The organism is Aliidiomarina minuta (assembly GCF_003987145.1).
In the GTDB taxonomy this organism is placed as follows: domain Bacteria; phylum Pseudomonadota; class Gammaproteobacteria; order Enterobacterales; family Alteromonadaceae; genus Aliidiomarina; species Aliidiomarina minuta.
In genome coordinates, this window is record NZ_PIPL01000001.1 from 480,906 (window position 1) to 500,262 (window position 19,357).

Annotated in this window: 22 protein-coding genes; 17 read left to right on the plus strand and 5 right to left on the minus strand. The window is 47.5% G+C overall.

The features are described 5' to 3' along the window. Positions 1–4 precede the first annotated feature (4 nt). A complete protein-coding gene (gene pheT, locus CWE09_RS02345; RefSeq protein WP_126802317.1) occupies positions 5–2,395 on the plus strand; it encodes a phenylalanine--tRNA ligase subunit beta in 2,391 nt (796 codons plus the stop codon). Position 2,396: 1 nt separating this feature from the next. Further along, complete coding sequence (ihfA, locus tag CWE09_RS02350) at positions 2,397–2,690, plus strand: integration host factor subunit alpha (RefSeq protein ID WP_126802319.1); 294 nt, start codon at positions 2,397–2,399, stop codon at positions 2,688–2,690. Positions 2,691–2,748: 58 nt separating this feature from the next. Here ihfA and CWE09_RS02355 read toward each other — a convergent pair whose 3' ends face one another. The 3 genes from CWE09_RS02355 to CWE09_RS02365 form a co-directional block, all read right to left on the minus strand. After that, positions 2,749–3,423 (minus strand): ChrR family anti-sigma-E factor, encoded by a 675-nt coding sequence (locus CWE09_RS02355; RefSeq protein ID WP_126802321.1) that lies wholly within the window; start codon positions 3,421–3,423, stop codon positions 2,749–2,751. Continuing rightward, a complete protein-coding gene (locus tag CWE09_RS02360) occupies positions 3,420–4,034 on the minus strand; it encodes a sigma-70 family RNA polymerase sigma factor (RefSeq protein ID WP_126802323.1) in 615 nt (204 codons plus the stop codon). Before CWE09_RS02360 ends, CWE09_RS02355 begins: the two co-directional genes overlap by 4 nt. A gap of 80 nt (positions 4,035–4,114) precedes the next feature. Further along, complete coding sequence (locus CWE09_RS02365; RefSeq protein WP_126802325.1) at positions 4,115–4,699, minus strand: LON peptidase substrate-binding domain-containing protein; 585 nt, start codon at positions 4,697–4,699, stop codon at positions 4,115–4,117. A 135-nt stretch (positions 4,700–4,834) separates the two neighbouring features. On the opposite strand from CWE09_RS02365, the gene CWE09_RS02370 reads away from it, so the two are divergent. The 11 genes from CWE09_RS02370 to CWE09_RS14140 all read left to right on the plus strand — a co-directional run bounded on the left by CWE09_RS02370 (position 4,835) and on the right by CWE09_RS14140 (position 13,538). Then, positions 4,835–5,773 carry a YbgA family protein gene (locus CWE09_RS02370; RefSeq protein ID WP_126802327.1) on the plus strand — a complete coding sequence of 313 codons (939 nt, stop codon included), beginning with the start codon at positions 4,835–4,837 and terminating at the stop codon, positions 5,771–5,773. A gap of 1 nt (position 5,774) precedes the next feature. Beyond that, positions 5,775–7,187, plus strand: coding sequence for a deoxyribodipyrimidine photo-lyase (gene phrB / locus CWE09_RS02375; protein ID WP_126802329.1), 1,413 nt, complete (start codon positions 5,775–5,777; stop codon positions 7,185–7,187). Further along, positions 7,177–7,617 (plus strand): nuclear transport factor 2 family protein, encoded by a 441-nt coding sequence (locus tag CWE09_RS02380; protein ID WP_126802331.1) that lies wholly within the window; start codon positions 7,177–7,179, stop codon positions 7,615–7,617. The genes phrB and CWE09_RS02380 overlap by 11 nt, the downstream gene beginning before the upstream one ends. Further along, a complete protein-coding gene (locus CWE09_RS02385; protein WP_126802333.1) occupies positions 7,614–8,348 on the plus strand; it encodes an SDR family NAD(P)-dependent oxidoreductase in 735 nt (244 codons plus the stop codon). The genes CWE09_RS02380 and CWE09_RS02385 overlap by 4 nt, the downstream gene beginning before the upstream one ends. After that, a complete protein-coding gene (locus CWE09_RS02390) occupies positions 8,345–9,634 on the plus strand; it encodes an NAD(P)/FAD-dependent oxidoreductase (RefSeq protein ID WP_126802335.1) in 1,290 nt (429 codons plus the stop codon). The genes CWE09_RS02385 and CWE09_RS02390 overlap by 4 nt, the downstream gene beginning before the upstream one ends. Next, complete coding sequence (locus tag CWE09_RS02395) at positions 9,634–10,374, plus strand: DUF1365 domain-containing protein (protein ID WP_126802337.1); 741 nt, start codon at positions 9,634–9,636, stop codon at positions 10,372–10,374. Before CWE09_RS02390 ends, CWE09_RS02395 begins: the two co-directional genes overlap by 1 nt. A 50-nt stretch (positions 10,375–10,424) precedes the next feature. Beyond that, a complete protein-coding gene (locus tag CWE09_RS02400; RefSeq protein ID WP_126802339.1) occupies positions 10,425–11,693 on the plus strand; it encodes an SAM-dependent methyltransferase in 1,269 nt (422 codons plus the stop codon). A gap of 29 nt (positions 11,694–11,722) precedes the next feature. Continuing rightward, positions 11,723–12,178, plus strand: coding sequence for a DUF2878 domain-containing protein (locus tag CWE09_RS02405; RefSeq protein ID WP_157982790.1), 456 nt, complete (start codon positions 11,723–11,725; stop codon positions 12,176–12,178). Next, complete coding sequence (locus tag CWE09_RS02410; RefSeq protein WP_126802341.1) at positions 12,175–12,702, plus strand: chalcone isomerase family protein; 528 nt, start codon at positions 12,175–12,177, stop codon at positions 12,700–12,702. The genes CWE09_RS02405 and CWE09_RS02410 overlap by 4 nt, the downstream gene beginning before the upstream one ends. Further along, on the plus strand, positions 12,702–13,238 hold the full coding sequence (locus tag CWE09_RS02415) for a DUF3833 domain-containing protein (protein WP_126802343.1): 537 nt from the start codon (positions 12,702–12,704) through the stop codon (positions 13,236–13,238). Before CWE09_RS02410 ends, CWE09_RS02415 begins: the two co-directional genes overlap by 1 nt. A 72-nt stretch (positions 13,239–13,310) precedes the next feature. After that, the gene (locus CWE09_RS14140) at positions 13,311–13,538 is read left to right on the plus strand and encodes a DUF3912 family protein (protein ID WP_275541085.1); all 228 of its coding nucleotides are present in this window, start codon (positions 13,311–13,313) and stop codon (positions 13,536–13,538) included. A gap of 67 nt (positions 13,539–13,605) precedes the next feature. Here CWE09_RS14140 and CWE09_RS02420 read toward each other — a convergent pair whose 3' ends face one another. Beyond that, positions 13,606–13,953, minus strand: coding sequence for a hypothetical protein (locus tag CWE09_RS02420; RefSeq protein WP_126802344.1), 348 nt, complete (start codon positions 13,951–13,953; stop codon positions 13,606–13,608). Positions 13,954–14,076: 123 nt separating this feature from the next. On the opposite strand from CWE09_RS02420, the gene CWE09_RS02425 reads away from it, so the two are divergent. From CWE09_RS02425 to CWE09_RS02435, 3 genes are read left to right on the plus strand one after another with little or no spacing between them, the layout of a single operon-like run. After that, positions 14,077–14,832, plus strand: a complete 756-nt coding sequence (locus tag CWE09_RS02425; RefSeq protein WP_126802346.1) for a Nif3-like dinuclear metal center hexameric protein — start codon at positions 14,077–14,079, stop codon at positions 14,830–14,832. Between the two features lie 2 nt (positions 14,833–14,834). Next, positions 14,835–15,596, plus strand: a complete 762-nt coding sequence (locus CWE09_RS02430) for a methyltransferase domain-containing protein (protein WP_126802348.1) — start codon at positions 14,835–14,837, stop codon at positions 15,594–15,596. 17 nt (positions 15,597–15,613) lie between these two features. Beyond that, a complete protein-coding gene (locus CWE09_RS02435) occupies positions 15,614–16,489 on the plus strand; it encodes an NAD(P)-dependent oxidoreductase (protein ID WP_126802350.1) in 876 nt (291 codons plus the stop codon). A 79-nt stretch (positions 16,490–16,568) separates the two neighbouring features. On the opposite strand, the gene CWE09_RS02440 is transcribed toward CWE09_RS02435, so the two are convergent. Beyond that, positions 16,569–17,921 carry a DUF1329 domain-containing protein gene (locus CWE09_RS02440; RefSeq protein WP_126802352.1) on the minus strand — a complete coding sequence of 451 codons (1,353 nt, stop codon included), beginning with the start codon at positions 17,919–17,921 and terminating at the stop codon, positions 16,569–16,571. Between the two features lie 282 nt (positions 17,922–18,203). On the opposite strand from CWE09_RS02440, the gene CWE09_RS02445 reads away from it, so the two are divergent. After that, positions 18,204–19,349: a WD40/YVTN/BNR-like repeat-containing protein gene (locus tag CWE09_RS02445; protein ID WP_126802353.1), complete on the plus strand. Its 1,146-nt coding sequence runs from the start codon at positions 18,204–18,206 to the stop codon at positions 19,347–19,349. The last annotated feature ends 8 nt before the right edge of the window (positions 19,350–19,357 follow it).

Sequence of the window (19,357 nt, forward strand, 5' to 3'; positions counted from 1 at the left end):
AAACATGAAATTCAGTGAACAATGGCTACGTGAGTGGGTCAGCCCTGAGTTAACCAGTGACGAGCTGGCAGAACAATTGAGCATGGCTGGTCTGGAAGTGGACGAAGTGGCGCCGGTAGCAGCCAATTTTGAAGGCGTAGTAGTCGGTGAAGTGGTTGAATGTGGTCAACACCCAGATGCCGATAAATTGCAGGTAACCAAAGTAGATGCCGGCACTGGTGAGTTATTGGATATTGTCTGTGGCGCGTCGAATTGCCGCCTGGGCATTAAAGTAGCAGTGGCGAAAGTAGGCGCGGTGTTGCCTGGCGACTTCAAAATCAAAAAAGCCAAACTACGTGGCATGCCGTCGCACGGTATGTTGTGTTCCGGCTCAGAGCTGGGCATGGAAGATGATACCGATGGCATTCTTGTATTACCTTTGGACGCGCCTGTAGGTAAAGATTATCGCGAATGGCTGGGCCTGGATGATAAAAGCCTGGATGTCGATTTAACACCTAACCGCGCTGATTGCCTGGGAATCAAAGGCATAGCCCGTGAAGTCGGGGTGTTAAATAACCTTGATGTAACTGCACCGCAAATAACCGCTGTGAACCCAGGTATTCAGGATGCGCTGGAAGTTACTTTAGAGGCACCAGCTGCCTGTCCACGTTACCTGGGCCGTGTGGTCCGTGGTATCGATGTCAGCAAACCAACGCCCTTGTGGATGAAAGAACGCCTGCGTCGCAGTGGCGTGCGTTCTATTGACGCTGTTGTAGATATTACCAACTACGTACTGCTGGAACTGGGTCATCCGATGCATGCCTTTGACTTACAGTCGTTGCAGGGCAATATTGTGGTGCGCATGGCCAAACCTGGCGAATCCCTTACGTTGCTGGATGGCCAGGAAGTCAGCTTAAGCGAAGACATCCTGGTGATTGCCGACGAACAAAAAGCACTGGCGATGGCGGGCATTTTTGGTGGTGAAAACAGCGGTGTGAATAAAGACAGCAAGGACATCTTCCTTGAGAGCGCTTTCTTTGCACCTGATGCCATAATGGGCCGAGCACGACGTTTTGGCTTGCATACTGATGCGTCTCATCGTTATGAGCGGGGCGTGGATCCTGAGCTGCAAGCGCAGGCTATGGAACGCGCCACAGCCTTATTGATTGAGATCTGTGGTGGCGAAGCCGGCCCGGTAACCGAAGCCGTCTCAGCACAACACTTACCTAAGCCGGCTCAGGTAACACTGCGCCGTGAACGTTTAGCCAAAGTGCTGGGCGTAGTGGTAAAAGATGCTCAGGTCACTGAAATTCTGCAGCGTTCAGGTTTTGCTGTGACTGAACAAAATGACGGTTGGCAGGTTGAAGTACCTACCTATCGTTTTGATATCACTATTGAAGAAGATTTAATTGAAGAAGTGGCACGGGTGTATGGTTACAACAATATACCTACGGTCGCTCCGGTAGCTGAACTGCGTATGCAACGCACACCTGAAGCGAACCTCAGCATTCGTGATATTGAGCGCACTTTGATGGCCCAGGGCTACCAGGAAGCTATTACTTATAGTTTCGTCGATCCTAAACACCAGGCGGCGTTGTTTCCGGATCAGGCCACCTTAACGCTGCCGCATCCGATTTCTATTGAAATGTCCTCCATGCGTCTGAGTCTGTGGCCAGGCCTTTTGAATGCAGTTGGGTATAACCAGAAGCGTCAACAAGCCAGTGTGCGTTTGTTTGAAACCGGACTGCGCTTTACGCCCGATGAACAGGCTGAAAATGGCGTTCGCCAGGAAGCGGTCGTAGCTGGGATTATAGCGGGTAGCGTACAAGGCGAACACTGGGCGGATGGTGAGCAGGCGGTGGACTTTTATGACGCTAAAGGTCATGTCGAAAGTCTATTGTCTCTGACGGCGCGTAAACAGGATTTCCGTTTTGTCAGCAGCGAGCACTCTGCTTTGCACCCAGGACAAAGCGCAGCCATATTTCTCGGTGAACAGCTAGTTGGTTACGTGGGCTCGCTGCATCCGCAGTTTAGTAAAACCTTTGGTGTGAAAGGCCGGGTGTTTGTATTTGAACTCACGCTTGAGGCTTTGCAGCAGCGTATAATTCCGAAAGCTGGCAAGATATCTCGGTATCCTTCCATACGCAGAGACCTGGCGATTCTGGTTGATGAGCAAGTTTCTGCGGGGGAAATCCTTGTTGTTATTGATAAATTTGGCGAAAACCGCTTGGTTGACCTAAACTTGTTTGACGTATACCAAGGTGAAAATACGCCGGCAGGTAAGAAGAGTCTGGCACTTTCTATGACACTGCAGGATACCGAACGGACACTGGAAGAGCAGGAAGTGAATCAGTTCGTAAGCGACGTTGTAGAATTGATGCAACAGGAATTTGATGCAGTATTACGGGATGGCTAATATGGCACTGACAAAGGCAGAAATTGCAGAACACTTGTTTGATAAAGTGGGTATAAGTAAGAAAGAAGCCAAAGAACTGGTCGAGCTTTTTTTTGAAGAAATACGAGATGCTTTAGAGAGCGGCGAACAGGTTAAGTTGTCGGGATTTGGAAACTTTGAGCTTAGGGACAAAGCTGAACGCCCTGGGCGCAATCCGAAAACTGGCGAAGATATTCCAATTTCTGCCCGTCGGGTAGTCACCTTCCGGCCGGGACAAAAATTAAAGGTTAGGGTGGAAGACGCCAAAGCGAAGTAATTATAAGCAATAAAAAACCGACCTTGGGTCGGTTTTTTATTCTGATTTGGCGCTTTTTTCAGCGGAAAAAGATACTGCTGAATGGGTTTAACAGTCGACTTAGACCTGATGTGAAATGCAAGGGTTGGTCCATAACAGCCAGCGTCAGGCAGTCTTCATCTGAAGTTTGCGGTGTATGCTGACGTGAACCGTCGAGTAAAATAAAGTCACCGTCTGTATAGCTGTCAAACTCATCATTAAAGCGACCATTGATAACCAGCGTTGCTTCCATACCTTTGTGGGTATGTTCAGGAACACCACTGTGCTCTGCCATATAAATTAAATTGGTGGTTTCTTCCGTGCTCAGATTAAGCGGCGCACGCCATAATTTACCCACCATTTTATTCCAGGGGCCAATGCGATCCCGTTGGCGGGCGAGGGCGCGGGGTAAATGAAACTGCTTGCCTTCCAGGGTAATCAAGCCGGCGGACTCATTATCAGCCTCGCTGCTTTGCTCGATAACAGGTTCCTGCGAGTTAAAAATGGCTTCCAGCATCATTTGGCTGTCTGCAGAACCCAGATTGGCCGGCGTTGCTAACATTTGCTCGGCCAGTTCCTGTTCAAGTTCAGATACTATGTGCTGACAACGCGGGCACATGTCTATGTGGGTAGCCACAATAAGGCTCAGTGCCGGGCTTAAGGTACCGCTGACAAAGCTGTTCAGCATGGCTTCTGATGGGTGCGATTTAATCATTCTACAATCAACTCTTTCAGCTTACGCAGGGCCAGTCGGGTCCGGGATTTAACGGTTCCCAGTGGTATACCTAATGAGTCAGAAACTTCCTGTTGTGACTTGCCTTCTATATAAATCTTTTCAATAACCGTGCGCTGAGCATCTGGTAACTGGTTGTAATAACCACCAATCTGTTGCATCAATACACTGCGATCAAGTGAATATTCGTCTTCTGAATTATCAGCAGGATCAGATAGCACTGGCCATAGTTCATCAGCACTTATTTCATCGCGACGGTGTTTGTTTTTGCGCAGCAAGTCAAAACGAATATTACGCGCAATAGTGAAAATCCAGGTCGTAGGAGAACCCTTGTCAGCTTTAAACAAATGCGCTTTGTGCCATACGTTAGTCATCGTCTCCTGAACCAAATCAGAGGCGTTTTGTTCATTACCAAATTGACGGGAGCCATAAGCCAGTAACTTAGGTGCGTAATGGCGAAACAGCTCGCTAAATGCTTGACGACTACGTTCATTTGCAACGGTAGCTAACAAGCCAGCAAGGTACTCCACGTCAGTAGACTGAGTCGTTTTCATAACGGGTCTTGGCGCTTCTTTTTTGGTTTCTAACTGCATATCAGTATAAGCCTGTTGACTACGTACTCAAAGTATTTAGCGTGTTTATATTTATAGAACGCGATAGCAACGTAAAAGGATCATTCCACCAGCTGACGAATAAAATCTTTGACCGGCTGTGTCTGCTGGTTCGCCAGCAGCTCCTGTTTCTTTTCCGGTTCCAAAGGTAAAATTTCCAGCCAACGCTGACATATCCAGGGCTCGTCATCAAAGCGCGTTTCCGGATACATCTGAGAAATCTCCGGGTAGGCTTCAAACACCTCCTGCAGGCGTTGCTGCAGCAGTACGTCTTGATCACTAACGGGTGACGAAGACCACTCCTCTTTTAAAATAACCTGACCACGATGCAAGCCGTCTTTTTCGCTATTCACCGATTTAATTTCAAAAAGCTGTTCACCAGCGACGGTAATGCCAAGCATGCCATCGGGTAATGACTCGAAGTCCACTACATTAACCAAGGTACCTATGGGGAGTATATGAGAGTTGTTTTCAGTTTGTCCTTTAGGATCTAACATGCAAATGCCAAAACTTTTTTGCTCGGCAAGCGATTCTTTCACCATTCTAATGTAACGTTGTTCGAAAATGCGCAATTTCATTCTGCCTCCGGGCAATACATGGGAGGTCAGTGGAAATAAAGCTATTGCTGTCTCTTTAAATGGTGTCATAGTTTTACTTCTTACGTTTATGAACCTGTTGCATAGACTACGCGTACTAGAGTTGTCTGGATCTATGATTAAGTGAGATCTGGGTTGAAAATTAAACCTATTTTTCGAAATATTTAATGCTGAGCGGAGTTCTGAGTGATAAAAGTTGGAATAAGTTCTTGTTTATTAGGACAAAAAGTTAGATTCGACGGTGGCCATAAGCGTTCGTCATTCTGCGATGATGAATTGGGCCGACATGTACACTTTGTACCTTACTGCCCGGAAGTGGGCATTGGTCTGTCGGTTCCGCGACCTACTATAAGGCTTGAAGGAGAGGGGGACACAGACTCACCGCGGGCGGTTATCCCTAAAACGGGGCAGGATATCACTGTAGAGTTAGCCGACTTTGCGGATCAACGACAAACTCAACTTGCTGAGTTAAGCGGTTATGTACTCTGCGCTAAATCACCAAGTTGCGGTATGGAACGCGTTCGCGTGTATCAGCCCGATAGCAACATGAATAGTAAAGAGGGCATGGGTATTTTTGCTGCCCGATTGCGTCAGCTGATGCCAGCATTACCGCTGGAAGAAGATGGCCGCCTGAACGACCCTTTACTGCGCGAAAACTTTATCTTGCGGCTTTATGTATATAACGCCTGGCAGCGTTTGCCTCAGCCGCTACAATCCGCCGATTTGCACCAATTCCATGCGTCGCAGAAATTCACGCTGCTTGCTCATAACCAACCAGTGTATCGTCGGCTGGGCCGTGAACTTGCGCAACAGAAACGAATAACGGCTGAATTTAAGACTTATTATATTGAAACTCTGATGGACGCGCTGTCGCAGCCTGCTAGCAAGAAAAACCATACGAACGTGCTGCAACACATTCAGGGCTTTTTTAAAGATCAGCTCGACAGTGATGAAAAAGAAGAGCTAGCCAGCCTTATTCTTGAGTACAGAGAGGGACAGCAACCTTTAATGGTGCCACTTACGCTGATTAAACATTATCTGAAAAAGCATCCGGATGATTATTTGCTGCAGCAATCCTATCTTTCGCCCTATCCGAATGACCTTAAATTAAGATACGGGCTTTAATATGACAGCGGTAGTATGGTTTCGCCAGGATTTAAGAATTGCTGACAATGATGCCTTGCATCAGGCCTGTGCCAATCACGAGCAGGTAGTTGCGGTATTTACAATCACCGAAAAACAGTGGCAAGAGCATGATTGGGCCCCTATAAAGCGTGATTTACTGCAGCGGCAACTGAATTATCTGCAACAGGATTTGGCTGAAAAGGGCGTTCCTTTAGTCATACTGAGCTGCGATTACTTCCGCCAGTTGCCAGCCGAACTGCTGCAATTGTGTCAGAAGAGGGGAGCTGCAGCGCTTTATGCAAACAGAGACTATCCTTTACATGAAGTGCGTCGTGACCGGGCCGTGAATGCCTGGTTACAGCGCCATGGCATGGAATGCCACTGGTTTGACAGTAATCTGTTGGTTAAACCGGGTCAGGTAAAAACACTCAACGGTACCTATTATAAAAAGTTCACGCCTTTTTTTAAGGCCTGGTTAAAGGTGTTAGATGCGGATGGCATCGATGCCCCGCAATCGTTGGCAGGGCAGAGACCTAAGATTAATAATGTGCACAGCATTGAACTCGCTGGTGAGAAGAAAAACAGTGCAGCCTGGGCAGGCAGCGAGCATGTGGTAAGAGATAGATTGAGCCGTTTTCTGCGTGAAGAGGTTAATCAGTATAAGACCAGTCGTGACGTGCCAGCGCTGGATGCAACTTCCCGTCTGTCACCTTTCTGGGAGTTAGGAGTGATTGCTCCGCGAGCCGCAGCGCGGTTGTTGCAGTCACAATCTCCGGATTTTCCTTACGGACTTAATGAAGGACCTCATACCTGGCTTAGCGAACTGGCCTGGCGCGAGTTTTATCAGCATTTAATGTGGCATGTGCCAAAGCTTTCTTATGGCCAGGCGTTTCAGGAGTATACCGAAGCGTATCCGTGGCGCCATGATCAGAGTGATTTTAAACGCTGGACTGAAGGTCGAACGGGTTTTCCTATTGTGGATGCAGGTATGCGGCAACTATTACAGGAAGGCTGGATGCACAATAGAGTGCGTATGATAGTTGCTAACTTTTTGTGTAAGGATTTGCATATTGACTGGCGCTGGGGCGAACGCTACTTCATGCAGCAGTTAATTGACGGTAGCTTTGCCGCTAATAACGGTGGCTGGCAGTGGAGTGCTTCGACTGGTACTGATGCGGTGCCGTATTTCCGCGTTTTTAACCCGACCCGTCAAAGCCAGCAGGTTGATCCTGATGGTCAGTACATCCGTAAATGGGTTAAAGAGTTGGAACAGGTCCCGGTTAAACATATTCACGCCCCATCTGAATACTTAAGGGCGCGTGGAGAGACCGATTATCCTTTACCCATGGTCGAGCATAAAGACGCTCGAGAGCGTTTTATCTCTACATTCAAAGGGTTGAAAAATGAAAAATAAAGAACTATTGAGCGCACTGAAAGAGTTTTATGAAGAGATGGATAAAGGCAAGTTAAACGAGCTGGATAAATTCTACCATAAAGATGTTATTTTTCGCGATCCCGTGCAGCAGGTCGACGGCCTCAAAGACCTTGAAAGCTATCTCGCGCACAGCATGGAGAATATCGATTATTGTCGTTTTGCCTTTGAAGACGAAGTTATCGGTGATGACAGCGCTTTTTTAAGCTGGCAGATGCGCTTTGCGCATCCCAAAATAATGGACGGCGCTGAAATTGTAGTGCCTGGCGTTACCCATATTATTTTTGACGACGAAGAGAACAGTATTCGCCAGCATATCGATTATTACGATATGGGCGCTCTGGTTTATGAGCATGTGCCTGTACTGGGCTGGCTCACAGGCAAGGTCAAAAACCGGATGAAGCCCGAATGAAAATACTGATCACGGGCGCGACCTCAGGCATAGGGGCGCAGCTGGTTAAAGACTACAGTGCTGAAGGTCATGAGGTGATCGCCTGTGGCCGCTCTCAGGACAAGTTAGATACCTTAACTCAATCGGTGACCGGTGAGTTGTCGACTTTGCGTTTTGATGTGACGCAGGATTCAGAATGTGAATCTGCACTGCGAGGGCTAACTGGTTTAGACGTTGTCATTCTGAATGCGGGTGTCTGTGAATACATAGATGATGCTCAGCACTTTGAAGCCGCGCTGGTTAAACGGGTTTTTGACGCTAATTTTTTTGGTGTGGTCTATTGCGCCCAGGCTTTGCTTCCTCAACTAGAATCGGGTAGCAAACTGGTGGTTGTGGATAGCATGGCCCGGTTGCTTCCTTTCACCCGGGCTCAGGCTTATGGTGCCAGCAAAGCTGCAGTGCATTATTTTGCTAAAAGCATGCGTGTTGATTTAGCGCCTAAGGGCATTCAGGTACTGAGTGTAACTCCGGGTTTTGTAAAAACACCAATGACCGACGCCAATGATTTTTCCATGCCGATGCGGGTTAGCGTAGAAGAAGCTTCGGCTGCGCTTCGCCGGGGCGTTGCTAAAGGTAAATCCAGTATTTATTTCCCGCGGTTGTTTGGTTGGATCATGCGCTTTTTAAACAAGTTACCTGCCGCTTTACAGGACAGGATATCGAAAAAAATGAAAGAGAAGGACGCTCAATGAAAATTGCCGTTGTCGGAAGTGGTATTTCCGGGCTAACCACTGCTTACCTGTTACACAAAGAGCACGAGGTTGAGGTTTTTGAAGCCAATGATTACATAGGTGGCCATACAGCCACTGTTGATATAGAAGAATCAGATGGCTCTTCTCTGGCCATTGATACTGGTTTTATTGTATTCAATGACCGCACTTACCCCAGGTTTCGTCATTTGATGCGTGAACTGGGGGTTGCCTGGCAGGACGCTGAAATGAGTTTTAGCGTACATAATCCGGATACCGGGCTGGAATACAATGGCCATACCCTGGGCAGCATGTTTGCTCAGAAGCGTAACTATTTCAGACCTTCTTTTTACCGTATGTTGGCAGACATTCTGCGTTTTAATAAAGCGGCTAAAAAAGCCTTGCAGGAAGAGGGCGCCGCCCTGGATGAACGCACGCTGGATGATTTTGTTAATGAATTAAACGTGGGGTCATTGTTTCGGGGCAATTATCTGTACCCTATGTGCGCCGCCATCTGGTCGGCGAGTTTGCAGGAAGCCGCACGTTTTCCTCTTGGTTTCTTCCTGCGCTTCTTTATGAATCATGGCTTACTGAACGTTCAGGACAGGCCCCAATGGGCGGTTATAAAAGGCGGTTCCCGCTCTTATATACCAGCGCTGACGGCGGGTTTTAAAGATAATATTTATCTGAATTGCAGAATACAAAGTATTACGCGTTCTGAGCAGGGCGTGCAACTTCATCTTGGTGATGGAAGCATCCGTGAGTTTGATGAAGTGGTGCTGGCCTGTCACAGTGATCAGGCACTGCAGTTGCTGGCCGACCCCAGTGAAGCTGAGTCCGGTATTTTAGGCGCTATTCCTTATCAGCCTAATGAAGTGGTATTGCACACAGATACTAACTTGCTGCCGAAGCGTCGCGCCGCCTGGGCCAGCTGGAATTATCTGCTACCGAAGGGTGAACATAAAACAGCCCAGTTAAGCTCGGTCACTTACGACATGAATATTCTGCAGAGCCTGGATACGAAGCAGACTTATTGTGTCACTTTGAATAACACCGCTATGATCGACGACAGTAAAATTCTGCGTCGATTTGTTTATCAGCACCCTGTGTATAGTCTGCAATCACTCGCGGCCCGAGCCCGTCGTACTGAAATATGCGGTCAGAACAGGACTCACTTTTGCGGTGCCTATTGGTATAACGGTTTTCATGAAGATGGCGTACACAGCGCTTTTGATGTGGCCCATCGTTTTAACCTGATGCCGAGAGTGGCAGAGTTGGAGCAGGATTGATGAACAGCGCTATTTATCTTGGCAAAGTACGGCATCGCCGCTTTGTGCCGCGGCGCCATGATTTCAATTATGAGCTGGTGCAGTGGTGGTTTGCACTGGATGAACTGGAGCAGGTGAATCGCCAAAGCCGCTGGCTCAGCACTGGCGACAGGTTCGCACCGTTGAGTTTTCGGCCACAAGATTATTTGCGCGGACTGTGGAAGCCGGAGTCGGCGACGCTTACTGAGGCGGTTATTGCAAAGATGTCTGCTTTAGCGGAGACTCCTCTGGCGGGTAAAGTTTATTTTCTCGGCAATATTCGTTGCTGGGGCATGTTTTTTAGCCCCTTAAACTGTTACTTCCTGCAACAGGAAGACGGTTCTTATAGCCATATGATGGCTGAAGTCAGTAATACTCCCTGGCTGGAAAGGCATTATTATCTGGTGGATTTAGCCAACCAGAAACCGACCGACAAAGCTTTTCATGTATCCCCATTTAATCCCATGGACATGCGTTATCAGTGGAAGATAAAACAACCAGGTAAAGCTCAGTTTGTACATATTGAAGCCCACCGTGAGGAGCGTGAATTTGACGCTACTTTGCTGTTATCTCGTGTCGAGCTGAACCAAGAACACATAAAAAGCGTATTAAGAAAACATCCGGTCATGACGTTAAGCATTGTGACCGGAATTTATTGGCAGGCATTAAAGCTGTTTATTAAAAAAGTACCTTTTTATGGTCATCCGCCGGCAAAAAAATAAGTTAATAAACGCGGTGATACAGAGGGAAGTACAGACTGAGGATTTGAAGTATGGCTGAAAGTGAACGAGCGCTAGCGGCTCCAGAGTCAGCAAACTGGTTAGATAAGTTAAGTCGCGAATTGGGGCTTAAAGTACTTGGTTATGCGCAGCATGGCCACCTGACGCTGGTCGAACAGGGTGAAGTCATTGGTGAGTATGGTCATGCCGAAGCAGAACCTCGCGCTCGCATTGAGGTTCATCACCCACGCATGTTTCGCCGTTTCTTATTTGACGGTGACATAGGCGCTGGCGAGTCCTTTACCGACGGTGACTGGAGTAGCCCTGATTTGTTGGCTGTGATTCGTTTCTTTGCGGCGAACCTGCAGGCAATGGATAAAATCAGTGCACGTTTTGGCTGGATTACCTGGCCTTTTCAGAAACTGAGCTATCTGACTCGTGGCAATAATAAAAAGCAGGCACGCAAAAATATCATTTCCCATTATGATCTGGGCAATGATCTCTATACCCGTTTTCTGGACCAGCGCATGCAATATTCCAGCGCTATCTATCCACACCCTCAGGCAAACCTCGAAGAAGCTCAGCAGGAAAAATTGCATCGACTTTGTCAGATGCTGGATTTGCAGCCCGATGACCATCTACTAGAAATAGGCACTGGCTGGGGCGGACTGGCTATTTTTGCCGCGCAGGAATATGGCTGTAAAGTTACTACGACGACGATTTCCGATGCCCAGTTTGATTATGCCAAAGAGCGTGTTGACGCTTTGGGACTGAGCCAGCAAATAACCTTGTTAAAACAGGATTACCGGGATTTGGAAGGGCGTTTTGATAAGCTGGTTTCGGTCGAGATGATTGAAGCCGTGGGTGAGAAGTATTTGCCCGGTTTTTTCCGCAAATGTAGTGATTTATTGAAAGAAAACGGCCGTCTGGTAATTCAGGCTATTACCATTGCTGATCAACGGGCACAGGCTTACAACCGTGATGTTGATTTTATTCAGCGACATATATTTCCTGGTGGCTACCTGCCTTCTATTGAACTAATGAGTCGTTTATTGAAGAGTAAAACCGACCTGGTGCTTCGTGAGTTGGATGATATTGGCCTGGATTATGCGAAAACGCTAAGCGACTGGCGGCAGCGTTTTAACAGTCGTCGCAGTGAATTAAATGGCCTGGGGTATGATGATCGCTTTTTCAGACTGTGGAATTACTACCTTTGTTACTGCGAAGGAGGTTTCAGCGAGCGTCGGGTTAGTGCAGTGCAGTTCACAGCAACTAAACCTGCTGATAAGGGGGCCTTACGAAAACTCACCTCCAACGCCTGATTCACTTCTTTTTATTTGATGTCGTCTGGTTGTCCGCAGTCTGGGGCAGGGAAGACTGGTTATGGGCTACCTCATTAATGGTCGTTGTTTTGTATGCCAGCGCTTATAAATACTTGTGGCAGCAGCGTAAAGCGCTCTTAGTAATCATTACTGTGGGATTGATAGCTGAATATCTTGTGGTCGCCCTGGGCTTGATTACCTTCACGGGCACTGACTATTTACCAGTCTGGCTGGTATTACTGTGGGTGGGCTTTAGCGCGATGGCTCTGGTGGTATTTGGCTGGCTCGGCCAGCGTTATTGGTTAGCCGCTGTGGCCGGCATTATCTTTGGCCCCATTACTTATTTTGCCGGTGTTCGTCTGGGTGCCGCTGAAATGTTAACTAACCCCTGGCTGGTCGGAACTGCTTATTCATTTATCTGGGCATTGTTAATGATGCTCATCCTGTACTTTATTAACAGCGCGAACAAGGAGAGCTTCAAATGACTGGATTAAAGATGGTAGCTGCTGCTCTGGTGTTTGCTGGTGGCCTGGGCGCATTTCCCGCATATGCAAGTCAGTGTACCCCAGAGGTAACTCAGGAACTGACAAAGATAGGTTCCACTCGCTTACGGGTTATGTTGTTTCGCGTTTATGACGCTGAGTTAATGACAGATAGCGGACGTTACCCTGAAGCTGAACAGGTGGCATTACGACTCGATTATCTGCGCAGCATCAAAGCTGACACTCTGGTAGATACCACCGAAGACGAGTGGGAAAAGCTTGGATATAGCATTGGCGACAACGAACGTCAGTGGTTAAGTGAATTGCGTGATATGTGGCCGGATGTAAAAAGCGGTGATTGTTTGGTGGCTTATCATGAAAACGGCGCTGGGATACGTTTTTACAGTGCCGATGGCGAATTAGGAAAAATAGCAAGCAATGCATTCGCCACGCAGTTTTTTGCTATCTGGTTAGATGAAAACTCGAGTTACCGTCGTAACCGGGATGAGTTACTGGGAGAACGATAATGATTAATTATATACGCAACGGCCTGTTGGTATTAAGCCTGTTTTTAGTGGTGGCCTGTTCCGCCAGTATCAGTGACTACGAAGGAGAGACACCGGAGCTCAAATTAGAGGAGTTTTTTAACGGCTCTCTGGTCGCTCATGGCATGGTGCAGAACCGACAGGGCAAAGTAACTCAGCGTTTTACCGCTACTATGGAAGGTACCTGGGATGGTAATGAGGGCGTGCTGGACGAAATGTTTTACTGGGATGATGGACGTGAAGAACAACGCGTATGGTATCTCACTAAAACTGGCGAGAAGACCTATGAAGGCCGTGCCAGCGATGTTGTGGGGGTCGCTGAAGGCCAGGTTGAAGGTAATGCATTACACTGGGTTTATCAGCTGGAAGTAGATATAGATGGTCGGGGAATGACCCTGACCCTGGATGACTGGATGTATCTGCTGGACGAGGACAGAATCATTAACCGTACAGAAATGCGTTATTTCGGTGTCCGGGTAGGTGATATTACTTTGTATATTGAACGATTAGATGGATAATGGCACTTCAGTTTTTACATTAAAGTCCGATAGCATATATATTCGAGCTGTCTTTCCATCGAGGCCTGTTTTATGAGTGGAGTGTGTTTTTTCTACAATAGCCCACAATTTCTTGGACAATCCGTGTACATTAAACGTGGCAAAAATCAGGGCAAAATGGGGCGAGTGGTGCGTGAGCTGTCAGATGAGTATTACGAAGTCTCTCATGGTGACTTTGATGCTGAGGTCCTGAAAGTGCACCGTAGTGACTTTCTGGTGCATCGTTATCGGCGGGTGAAAATGCCAGTTGATAGAAGCTGAGACAAATAATTGAGAACATTAAAAAAAGCGCCGAAAGGCGCTTTTTTAATGTTCAGGAGCAGATGTTTTATTCAGCTGGAAAGCCACGGGGCAGGCGACAATCACGAGCATCCTGAGCTAATTTTTCACGCCATAGCTGTTTAGCGGTCACGCCGGAAGCGGAGCTTTTGCCTTTACTCTTGGTTTTACTGGCGGGTGCCTTAGCTTTAGTCGCTTTACTGCTCGTCGCCGGTTTCTTACTGCTGCTTCCTTCCAGCTCCTGACGCCATTCGTCCAGTTGCGCCAGACGTATGTTTTTACCGTCATCAACACTGAACCACCCATTCGAGTCTTCAACTTTAGGGGCTTTGCCGTTGGCTTTTTTATAAGCGGCGCTGAACTCCTCAATGACTTTCTCTTTATCCAGTTTGCTCATTGGAATATTCCTGTGTGTTACTATGTTTTGAATTGGTTTAACTTTTTATACCTTGTTTTAACCTGACTGTCTATTGCGGTTAAAAAAAATACATTATAGCTGGCAAATTGGAGGTTTCCCTGTATGCAGCGTTCAGTCTTGTTGCGCAGTCTGGAGCAATGGCTGCAGGCCCGAATGATCAAAGATTACTGCCCGAATGGGTTACAGGTTGAAGGGCGTGAAGAGATTAACAAGATAGTCACCGGAGTCACGGCCAGTCAGGCGCTTATTGATGCTGCTATTGAAGTAAACGCAGATACGCTGCTGGTGCACCATGGTTATTTCTGGAAAGGTGAAGATGAGCGGGTTACCGGTATGAAAAAACGCCGCTTGAAGCAATTGCTGCAGCAGGATATGAACCTGATTGCCTACCACCTGCCTTTAGACATACAAGCTGAATTTGGCAATAACGCAGAGCTGGCCAGGTTACTTCAATTAGAGGAACTGCAGGCTTTGTCTGGTCTTAGTCCTGAAGGAATCGTGCAGCAGGGTGTGTTACCACAAGCCCTAACTGGCGAAACTTTTGCTGAGCAGCTTGAGGGCTTATTGCAGCGTCCTCTTACCGCCTCTCAGTTACATTCCTCGCTAATTAAAAAAGTCGCGCTTTGCACTGGTGGGGGACAAGGTTTTATCGAGGCTGCGGTTGAGTCCGGAGCTGATGCCTTTGTGACCGGTGAAGTTTCTGAGCAAACTATTCATATTGCGAGAGAGTGTGGTATTCATTTCTTCGCGGCTGGACACCATGCCACAGAGCGCTACGGCGTAAAGGCCCTGGGTGACAAAATTGCGGCTGAGTATGACGTTCAGGTGCAGTTTATAGACATTGATAATCCGGCCTGACAATGACTGACAGAAGCTTTGCGACCGATGTGTCGCGTTTTCAGAAAAATATTTATGACACTTCAAAAGGAATAATTCGCCAGACAGTATTGGCTGCGGATTTAAAAAGCCTGATTGAGGGGCAAAAGCCGTTGCGAGTGCTTGATGTAGGCGCTGGTATGGGGCAGGTAAACCAGTTATTTGCGCAGGCAGGGCATCAGGTAACACATACTGACATTGCCGCTGAAATGGTGCAGTTCGCCCAGCAGGCTCATACAGCGTCAGGGCTGCAGGCTCAATATCAATATTATCACTGCTCGTTGCAAGAGCTACCTGAAGTGTTGGCGGAACAGCCTCCTTTCGATATTATTCTATGCCACGCGGTGCTTGAATGGCTGGAGAACCCATTCGCTGCGCTGCGTCTGCTAAATAGCCTGCTGGCAGATAAGGGTTGGCTATCACTGATGTTTTACAACCGGGAAGCAAAAACTATGGCTAACCTGGTTTATGGTAATTTTGATTATGTGAATGCAGGTCTTAAGGTAAAGAAAAAAGTACGCTTTAGCCCGCAGCAGCCACTTAACATCAGTCAGGTAAAGAACTGGCTGATACAGCTACCGTTAACCTTGTGTGTTCACAGCGGTGTGCGCTGCATTCATGATTACCTGCGTGACCTGGAGCATCAGACACGAGATGATTTAATTACCATGGAACTGGCTTATCGTCGTCAGGAACCTTATCGACGCTTAGGCCGTTATCAGCATTTTCTACTTCGTAAAATTTAACCACAGGAGCAGCCTGAATGAGTATTAAGGTAGCCTTTATCGGATTGGGCGTCATGGGATACCCCATGGCCGGACATTTGCAGAATGCCGGTTTTGACGTTTGTGTATATAACCGAACCGCCAGCAAAGCAGAAGCCTGGTGCGATGAGTTTGCGGGTCGTGCAGCGAGCACTCCCGCTATTGCAGCCGAAGATGCGCATGCCGTTTTCGTATGTGTTGGTAACGACGACGATGTGCGCAGCGTAGTGTACGGAGATGATGGTGTATTGGCCGGTATTCCCGAAGGGGGAGTTTTAGTCGACCATACGACAGCATCTGCCGACCTGGCGCGTGAATTAGGTGAAGCTGCGGCTAAACAGGGGGTCAAATTCATGGACGCCCCGGTATCTGGCGGTCAGGCTGGAGCTGATAATGCCAAACTTACAGTGATGTTAGGTGGTGATGAAGAAACCCTGAGTATCATTGAACGTATGCTGCAGAGCTATTCTCATCACTACGGCTTGCAAGGGCCAGTAGGTAGTGGCCAGTTGGCTAAGATGGTAAATCAGATGTGTATAGCAGGGGTCTTACTGGGGCTGTCAGAAGGTCTGGCTTTTGGTAAACAGGCAGGTTTAGATCCTGAAGCCTTAATTGCAGCCATTAGTAAGGGCTCAGCAAACAGCTGGCAGATGGAGAACCGCTCGCATACTATGTGGAAAGGGGAATACGACTTTGGTTTTGCCGTTGACTGGATGCGCAAAGATTTGAATATTGCCATGCAGGAAGGTCGTAAGCAGGGCGCCACTATGCCTGGTAGTGCTTTGATTGATCAACTGTATGCAGAAGTTCAGAATATGGGTGGTAACCGCTGGGACACTTCGAGTCTGATGGCTCGCCTGGTACGCGATAAATAGCTACTATCACTGCTGACAGTAAATAAAAAAGGCCAGCTCGCAGAAACGGGCTGGCCTTTTTTCGTCACGTATTCAGAACTTAACGAATACCCATACGACGTAAAGCCTGGGTTGAGAAGTCACTACGGCGAGGTTCGATGTCGAAGTTCATATACTCGCGTTCTTCGTTAGCCAGTCCCAGAGAAATATAACGACCGTTGTTCAGGTCATATACTGACTCTGAGGCCATCCACGGCACGTCATTACCATAAAATTGCACATGGTAGGCCTGAGATACACGCCATAACTCGTCACGACCGTCATATTGATCAATAACAGAGGCTGTCCAGGTGTCTTCGTCGATATAGAAAGTACGGCGTGAATAAATCATACGCTCACCTTCTTTCAGACGTGCTTCAACCTTCCATACCCGATGCAGTTCATAACGAACATGTTCAGGGTTCATATGGCCAGCATGAATGATGTCGTCATAAGACAGGTCGGTATCCAATAACTTATAATTATTGTACGGGATATACAGTTCCTGTTTACCGACGAGTTCCCAATCGTACTTATCAGGCGCGCCGTTATACATATCCAGCTGATCAGAGGTACGTAGACCATCAGCCGCTGTGCCTGGACCATCATAAGCTACGTTTGGAGCACGACGAACACGACGTTGACCTGCGTTATAAATCCACGCCCGACGACCTTCGCGAACCTGATCAATCGTATCGTGAACCAACAGTACGGTACCTGTCAGGCGACCCGGTGCCAGTACCTGTTGCAGGAAGTAAAACAGAATATTGTCATCTGCATCTTCATCGCGACCACCCTGAAGATATTCTGGCCATACTAACTGTTCACGCAGGCGAACGGCTTCAAAACGACCGTTTGACTGCACTGGGAACTGGTTGACTACCCGTTCCACTTTGCCGCCCCGATAGCGAGTCAGATGGTTCCATATAACTTCAATGCCAGACTCAGGAATAGGGAAAGGAATAGCGGTACTAAAATCATTCAGTCCACTACCGCCTTCAACCAACGAGGCATTTCTGGCATTATTTCCGACAATTTCAAAAATATCATCGGGGTAGGTTGAAGTACGACGAGTCTCATAGACAGGCATATAAAAAGTGTCATAGCGGTCAAACATTGCTATTTGACCCGGTGACAGCTTATCGCGATACTCGTCCAGGTTGTCATGAGTAATAGTAAAAAGAGGTTCATCATCCGGAAATGGATTTTGTGGCCGCTCAGTGTCTTCGCCCGGGCGGGACAGGCCGCCAGTCCATTCTGGAATAGTGCCGTCAGCGTTACCGGCGCGCTCAGCACCTATAGGTGTTAAGTCATCGCCAAGTCGAGCTGCTTCTTCCTCGGATACAGCAGCTGATACACTGGCAGAAACCAGAGACAGTGCCATAAATCCGGCGGTTAGCATCGTTTTTCTCATTTTCGTTATCCTTGTTACTGTGCTTACCTGAAGTAAGCTACACCAAAAGTTGTAAAAATTAAATAAGGCGTTTTTATCAGTCATGCTAAGCATGAAACCAATGCAATGAATTTGCAACACTTCTATAAGACCAAATGTATGGAACATGGTTTCATTACGGCTGAAAATTCAGCAGCTGGTCGCAAGTCTGCCGTTATTTTTTGCTTTAGGGGTTTTCAAACGCTTGTTAGACTATACAATCGGGAACAGAATAGCGACTGAAAACCCCCTTGGGAGAATAGAATGAGAATGATCGCTTTATTGGTTGCCTTAGTAGCAGGCGTTAGCTTGCAGACAGTAGCAGCCACAAACGAATCAGAGAATAACCAGTACGATGTTATATATGAACCTTCACCTCAGGTACCTAACGCGCAACAGGCGGTATTTACTAATATTGCCAGTTACCTTGACCACAGCATCGCTGTTGGCGCCTTTGGTACCATTTTAATACGAGAGGGCGGCGGTGACTGGCAACAGGTAGAAGTACCCACCAGCGTATTACTCACATCAATATCCTATGCTGATGCGAACCATATTTGGGTTTCTGGCCATGATGGCGTTATTTTACGCAGCCAGGATGCGGGTGCCAGCTGGCAACGGATTATGGATGGTTATGAGTTACTGGAGATGGAGTACCCCTGGTTGCAGGAGAGAGAGCAAGAGTTACAGCAGGCCATCGAAAATGCAGAAGATGAAGACGAAGCTTATGAATATGAATATCTGCTGGATGAACTCAGCTTTATGATTCAGGCTGCTGAAATTCAGTTTGACGTAGGGCCAACCAAACCCTTTCTGGATGTGCACTTTATCGATGTTGAAACTGGTTTTGCACTCGGGGCTTATGGCACTTTGTTACGTACCACTGATGCTGGAAACAGCTGGGAAATTTTAAATGACCGATTGGAGAATCCACGCGGTTTTCACCTGAATAAGATGATACATAATGATCAGGGCGACCTTTTTATTATTGGTGAAGCAGGGCTTTTATTCCGCAGTCAGGATCAGGGAAGCAACTGGGACTTATTAGACTCACCGTATCATGGTTCACTATTTGGTGGACTTTTTGATCAGCAGGGACGTTTATGGGTTTATGGTTTACGGGGAAACGTTTTTATCTCTGAAGATGATGGTGAAAGCTTCACGTCTGTAGAAGCTTCGACTCGTTACAATATTAATAGCGGCACGGTGATGGCAGACGGCACTATAGTACTGGCAGGGCACTCTGGAACTTTATTGTTTATAGACCCGCAGGATTTGTCTGTTCAACGTTTCGAACACATCAGTAATACAGTGTTGGCCGGAATTATGCAGGACAGGGGCAATGAATTAGCTCTGGTAGGTCGCGCTGGCCTGCTGCAATTTTTATATCCCGCTGTGCCTAACCGCTAATAAGGAAT